Origin of the sequence: Streptomyces recifensis (assembly GCF_002154615.1) — a bacterium.
Classification (GTDB): domain Bacteria; phylum Actinomycetota; class Actinomycetes; order Streptomycetales; family Streptomycetaceae; genus Streptomyces; species Streptomyces griseoluteus.
In genome coordinates this window covers 1-5,178 of record NZ_MUNH01000647.1, presented here as the reverse complement: position 1 = coordinate 5,178, position 5,178 = coordinate 1, and the positions used below count along the sequence as shown (strand labels likewise).

The following is a 5,178-nucleotide window of genomic DNA, read 5'->3' as shown; positions in this document are numbered from 1 at the left end:
TTTCGAATCCGTCCGGCCCTCCCGAGCAGCGGGACCTGTGGCCCGGCCCGCCCCGGCGCCGTGGCATCATCGGCCGGGGTTCCGTCGGAGGAAGGGTCGCGCGGCGTGATGGAGAGCATTCCCGGGGTGTCCGGCCGGGCCGGGGCGCTGCTCGACGGCGTCTCCGTGGAGATGACCGGGAAGGACGTGCCCCGGCTGGAGGAGGCGCGGGCCTCGCTGGACGGCGGGACCCGCATCAACGTCACCTACCTCGCGGGCGAGGACGCCGGCATGCGGCTCGCGGCCGCGCGGTCGGTGCGGGAGCACGGGTTCGTGCCGGTGCCGCACCTGTCGGCACGGCGGCTGCCCTCCAGTGCCGAGCTGGAACGTTTCCTCGACCAGCTCGCCGAGGCGGGCGCCGTGGACAACGTGTTCGTGGTCGGCGGCGACCCCGCCCGTCCCGAGGGCCCCTACGAGGACGCGCTCTCCGTGATCCGTGGCGGGCTGCTCCAGCGGTACGGCGTACGGCACGTCGGCATCTGCGGCTACCCGGAGGGGCACCCGGCGATCGGCGACGACGCGCTGTGGTCCGCGCTCACCGGCAAGGCGGCCGCGATCGCGGAGGCGGGGCTCGCGGGCGACGTCATCACCCAGTTCGGCTTCGACGCCGAGGCCGTCCTCACCTGGCTGGAGGCCCTGCGCGAGCGCGGGGTGCACCTCCCGGTACGGGTCGGCGTACCCGGCCCGGCCGGGGTGCGGCGGCTGCTCGGGTACGCGACGCGCTTCGGGGTCGGCACAGGGGCCTCCGTCGCCCGCAAGTACGGTCTCTCGCTGACCAACCTCATGGGCACGGCGGGCCCCGACCGCTTCCTGGACGACCTGGCCGGCGGCTACGACCCGTCCCGCCACGGCGCCGTCAAACTGCACTTCTACACCTTCGGCGGGCTCCGGACGACCGCCGAGTGGATCACCCGGTACCGGCAGGAACGCGGCTAGGGCCTCGCGGCCGGGCCTGAGGTCGGCCGCCTCGCGGCGATGTCCCGACGGTCGCAGGCTTGGAGGTGACGGAAGCAGGCCGCCGCCGCGTCACGCCGAGCCCGGCAGTGCCGCTCGTGGGGGCCCGCACACCCACCCCTCCGCGACGGCGACGGACGTACCCGGCCCTCGCTCCGCAGGGGAACGGCTTTGGGACGCGAAGTGAGGCGATCGCATGGACCAGGCTCCCGAGGTGGCCGTGATAGGAGCCGGCATCGTCGGACTCTCCACCGCTTACGCACTGGCCGAATGCGGAGTGACCGCGCGGGTCTACGAACGCGGCGTTCCGGGCCACGGGCAGTCCAGTGGCCAGTCCCGCATATTCCGCCACGCGCACGACGACCCCCGTATGGTCGAGCTGACCCGCCAGGGCCGCGCCGTATGGGACGAGTGGTCCGAGCGGTTGGGGGCCGAACTGATCTCCGGGGACGGCGTGGTCGCCCTGGGCAGCCCCGTACCGCGACGGCTGCGCATCCTGGAGGAAGCCGGCGGCATACCGGTCCGGAGTGTGGACAGCGCCGAGCTGCACGCCCGCATGCCGCTGCTCGCCGACTACCACGGTCCCGCCATGCTCGACGAGGGCGGCGGCGCCATCCGGACCCGCCTCGCGGTCGAGAAACTGGCCGACGCGCTGGGTGACTCCGTGGTCACCGACGAGGTCATCTCGCTCCACCCGACGGACCGCGGCACGGTGGAGGTGCTCAGTGCCGTCGGCCGCGAGGAGTACGCGACGGCCGTGGTCTGCGCGGGTCTGGGCACCGCGCGGCTGGCGCGCACCGTCGGGCTTTCGCTCCCCGTACAGCCGGCCGCCCACGTCCGCCTCACCTTCCAGGTCAAAGGTGAGCCCCCGGAGCGGGTCGCCTGCCTGCAGGACAGCAGCGGCGAATTCGGGGAGGTCGGCGTCTACGCGGTCCCCTATCCGGGCAACAGCCGGTACGCGGTGGGCCTCAGTCAGACGGTCGAGGTGCGGGAGGACGGCAGCTTCGCGGACCCCGCGGCACTGGCGGAACTCAGCGACCGCGCCCACGCGTACGTCACCCGCGCCCTGCCCGGCCTCGAACCCGAGCCCGTCGAGCACCTCCACTGCTGGGTGACGAGCCTGCCGTGGAGCGAGGACGGCATGGCGGTCTGGGAAGCCGGCAGCATCTTCTTCGCCGCCGGGCACAACCTGTTCAAGCAGGCACCACGGCTGGGCCGGGCGCTGGCCGCCGCGGCCACGGGCGAGGAACTCGAGGCGGACCTGCGCCCGGCGGCGGCACTCGGCCGGCCCCACTGAACACCGGCAGACGCGACTGCCCCCTCCAGTGATCCGGACCGACCGCCTGCCCGCCTCCGACGTGCATGTCGGAAACTCGCCAGCCACCGGTGCCGCCCTGCCCGATGCTTGAGGCATGCGGAACGCGACCAGCAGCAGCCGGGCCCCCTCCTTCGACCGGGAGCACTGCGTGCACGCCGTCCAGTCCAAGGACGCCCGGTTCGACGGCTGGTTCTTCACCGCCGTGCTCACCACGCGCATCTACTGCCGCCCGAGCTGTCCCGCGGTGCCCCCCAAGGCCGAGAACATGACCTTCTACCCGAGCGCCGCCGCCTGCCAGCGCGCAGGGTTCCGCGCATGCAAGCGCTGCCGCCCCGACGCCACCCCCGGCTCCCCGGAGTGGAACCACCGCGCCGACCTGGTCGCCCGCGCCATGCGGCTCATCGCGGACGGGGTCGTGGACCGGGAGGGGGTACCCGGACTCGCCGCCCGGCTCGGTTACTCCGCCCGCCAGATCGAGCGCCAGCTTCTCGCCGAACTCGGCGCCGGGCCCCTCTCCCTGGCCCGCGCCCAGCGTGCCCAGACCGCGCGGCTGCTGATCGAGACCACCGCGCTGCCGATGGCGGAGGTCGCCTTCGCCGCCGGGTTCTCCTCGATCCGCACCTTCAACGACACCGTCCGCGAGGTCTTCGCGCTCGCCCCGTCCGAGCTGCGCGCCCGCGCACCCCGCGCCCGGTCGGCCGGAACCGCGGGCACGCTCACGCTCCGGCTGCCGTTCCGGGCCCCGCTGAATCCCGGCAACCTCTTCGGGCACCTCGCCGCCACCGCCGTACCCGGCGTGGAGGAGTGGCGGGACGGCGCCTACCGGCGCACGCTGCGGCTGCCGTACGGGCACGGCGTCGTCGCCCTCACGCCCGGGGCGACGCACGTCGGCTGCCGGATCGCGCTCAGCGATCTGCGCGACCTCACCGTGGCCATCACCCGGTGCCGGAGGCTGCTCGACCTGGACGCCGACCCGGTGGCCGTGGACGAGCGGCTGCGCGCCGACCCGCTGCTCGCCCCGCTGGTGGACGCCGGGCCGGGGCGCCGGGTGCCGCGCACGGTCGACGAGGCGGAGTTCGCCGTACGGGCGGTGCTCGGGCAGCAGGTGTCCACGGCCGCCGCCCGTACGCACGCCGCGCGGCTGGTCACCGCCCACGGCAAGCCGCTGGACGACCCCGAGGGCGGGCTCACCCATCTCTTCCCCGACCCCGACGCGCTGGCCGCCGTGGACCCCGGGACCCTCGCCATGCCGCGCAGCCGCCGCGCCACGCTGACCACGCTGGCCGGCGCCCTCGCGGACGGCACCCTGAACCTGGGTGTGGAGGCCGACCGGGCCGAGGCCCGCGCCCGGCTGCTGGAACTGCCCGGTTTCGGCCCCTGGACCGCCGACGTCGTCGCCATGCGCGCCCTCGGCGACCCCGACGCCTTCCTCCCGACCGACCTGGGCGTCCGGCGTGCCGCCCGGTCCCTGGGCCTGCCCGCCACCCCGGCAGCGCTCACCGCCCGCGCGGAGGCATGGCGGCCCTGGCGGGCGTACGCCGTGCAGTACCTGTGGGCGACCGACAGCCACCCGATCAACTTCCTCCCGGCCTGAAGGACTTCCCGTGCGACACCACACCGTGACCGACAGCCCCTACGGGCCGCTGACCCTCGTCGCGGACGCCGACGACGCCCTGTGCGGCCTGTACATGACCGACCAGCGGCACCGCCCGGCCCACGACACCTTCGGCCCGCGCGACGACAGCCGGCGGGTCTTCGGAGAGACCCGGGAGCAGTTGGCGGCCTACTTCGCCGGTGAGACCCGGCGGTTCACCGTCCGGCTCGGTCTGCACGGCACACCGTTCCAGCGCAGGGTGTGGGACCAGCTCACCGAGATCCCCTACGGGCAGACCCGGAGCTACGGCCAACTCGCCCTCGCCCTCGGCACTCCGGGCGCCTCCCGGGCGGTCGGCCTCGCCAACGGCCGCAACCCGGTCGGCATCATCGTCCCCTGTCACCGCGTGGTCGGCTCCGACGGCAGCCTCACGGGCTACGGCGGCGGCCTGGACCGCAAGCGGCGGCTGCTGGCCTTCGAACGCGGCTCGGAGCGGGCCGAGGAAGGGGTGCTCTTCTAGGGCCGTCAGCCCGAGGGCACGAGGCTCCGCAGCAGCGCCGGCAAGGCCGTGCCGATCGGCTCGCGCACCACTTCGTCCGCGAGGTCGTCGTACGGGGTCGGCTCGGCGTTGACGATGATCAGCCGGGCGCCGTGGTCCGCCGCGACCCCGGCCAGCCCGGCGGCGGGCTGCACCTGGAGGGTGCTGCCCACGGCGACGAACACCGAGCACGCCTTGCTGATCGCCAGCGCCTCGCCGAGGACCACCGGGTCGAGGTTCTCGCCGAACATCACCGTCGCCGACTTCAGGATGCCGCCGCACGCCAGGCACAGCGGGTCGTCCTCGCCCGCCTCGACCCGCGCCAGCGCGTCCGCCATCGAGCCGCGCACCTTGCACCGGGTGCACACCACACTGCGGGCGCTGCCGTGCAGCTCCAGCACCTTGCGGTCGGGCAGTCCGGCCCGCTGGTGCAGGCCGTCCACGTTCTGGGTGAGGACCCGTACGGGAACCCCTGCGCGTTCCAGCTCGGCGACCGCCAGATGCCCCGCGTTCGGCTCGGCGCGCAGGGTCTGCTGGGAGCGCCGCATCCGCCAGGACCGCCGGCGGATCTCGGGGTCGCCCATGTAGTACCCGTAGGTGACGAGCTTCTCCGCCTCGGGGTCCCGGCGCCACAGCCCGTTGGGCCCGCGGTAGTCGGGGATGCCGGAGTCGGTGGAGATTCCCGCGCCGCTGAGCACGGCGACCAGAGGCTTGCTCATGCTCCCGAGGCTAGGC

Annotated in this window: 5 protein-coding genes; 4 read left to right on the top strand and 1 reads right to left on the bottom strand. The window is 74.4% G+C overall.

The window, feature by feature from the left end; genetic code table 11:
* The first annotated feature begins 108 nt into the window (after positions 1–108).
* The 4 genes from CCN33_RS27705 (at position 109) to CCN33_RS27690 (ending at position 4,425) form a co-directional block, all read left to right on the top strand.
* Positions 109–975: a methylenetetrahydrofolate reductase gene (locus tag CCN33_RS27705; protein ID WP_086696152.1), complete on the top strand. Its 867-nt coding sequence runs from the start codon at positions 109–111 to the stop codon at positions 973–975.
* Positions 976–1,189: 214 nt separating this feature from the next.
* The gene (locus CCN33_RS27700; RefSeq protein WP_086696151.1) at positions 1,190–2,290 is read left to right on the top strand and encodes an NAD(P)/FAD-dependent oxidoreductase; all 1,101 of its coding nucleotides are present in this window, start codon (positions 1,190–1,192) and stop codon (positions 2,288–2,290) included.
* Positions 2,291–2,405: 115 nt separating this feature from the next.
* Entirely contained in the window at positions 2,406–3,905 is a 1,500-nt protein-coding gene (locus CCN33_RS27695) for a DNA-3-methyladenine glycosylase 2 family protein (RefSeq protein WP_086696150.1), read from the top strand.
* A 10-nt stretch (positions 3,906–3,915) separates the two neighbouring features.
* Positions 3,916–4,425, top strand: a complete 510-nt coding sequence (locus tag CCN33_RS27690; RefSeq protein WP_086696149.1) for a methylated-DNA--[protein]-cysteine S-methyltransferase — start codon at positions 3,916–3,918, stop codon at positions 4,423–4,425.
* A 5-nt stretch (positions 4,426–4,430) separates the two neighbouring features.
* On the opposite strand, the gene CCN33_RS27685 is transcribed toward CCN33_RS27690, so the two are convergent.
* On the bottom strand, positions 4,431–5,162 hold the full coding sequence (locus tag CCN33_RS27685) for an SIR2 family NAD-dependent protein deacylase (RefSeq protein ID WP_086696148.1): 732 nt from the start codon (positions 5,160–5,162) through the stop codon (positions 4,431–4,433).
* Positions 5,163–5,178 lie beyond the last annotated feature (16 nt).

What these genes read in the sequence shown, in the direction of transcription:
- CCN33_RS27705 (WP_086696152.1), top strand. Translation starts at nt 109, where the DNA reads ATGGAGAGCATTCCCGGGGTGTCCGGCCGGGCCGGGGCGCTGCTCGAC.
- CCN33_RS27700 (WP_086696151.1), top strand. Translation starts at nt 1,190, where the DNA reads ATGGACCAGGCTCCCGAGGTGGCCGTGATAGGAGCCGGCATCGTCGGA.
- CCN33_RS27695 (WP_086696150.1), top strand. Translation starts at nt 2,406, where the DNA reads ATGCGGAACGCGACCAGCAGCAGCCGGGCCCCCTCCTTCGACCGGGAG.
- CCN33_RS27685 (WP_086696148.1), bottom strand. Translation starts at nt 5,162, where the DNA reads ATGAGCAAGCCTCTGGTCGCCGTGCTCAGCGGCGCGGGAATCTCCACC.